Here is a 417-nt window from a genome sequence, read left to right as displayed (position 1 = left end):
CACAAAGCTCTGCGATAGAGACATGCTTCTCGACCACTGGCGACCTAGAACCGACGGATGACAAGGATAGCAAAGGGAGCTTGATGCCCTCTGCCGACAAGGGGCCAAGGAATGTGACACTCATGGGGCGAGCCTTTTATGATTAGCTGTAGACATATACAGTTAATCGTTTATCAGGGGCCAGGTCAATCTCCACAACCTGACACATCGACAAATGGTGTGGACTCAACCCGATGCACGGTCAATGCTCGCTGACTGTCAGGGCGCCTCACCTTGCGACAAGCGGGTAATCAGCGCCACCGTCAGGTAAAGCCTGGGAGCGATACTCGACAGTTCGATGTACTCATTGTCCGCATGCAAGCCGGCCCCGACAACACCCATGGTTTCCAGCACGGCAGGCTTTGCGCTACCCGGTAC

2 pseudogenes are annotated in these 417 nt (G+C 54.9%); both read right to left on the bottom strand.

Features of this window, described 5'->3' with window-relative positions:
• Positions 1 to 124, bottom strand: a pseudogene (locus tag ALO43_RS29435) (RulA protein); the annotation flags it as partial.
• 134 nt (positions 125 to 258) lie between these two features.
• A pseudogene (locus tag ALO43_RS30410) lies at positions 259 to 417 on the bottom strand (glutamate carboxypeptidase); the annotation flags it as partial.

The sequence above is a fragment of the Pseudomonas tremae genome (assembly GCF_001401155.1).
Classification (GTDB): Bacteria; Pseudomonadota; Gammaproteobacteria; order Pseudomonadales; family Pseudomonadaceae; genus Aquipseudomonas; species Aquipseudomonas tremae.
The sequence above is the reverse complement of the archived record's forward strand: the minus strand, read 5'-3'. Positions and strand labels throughout refer to the sequence as shown.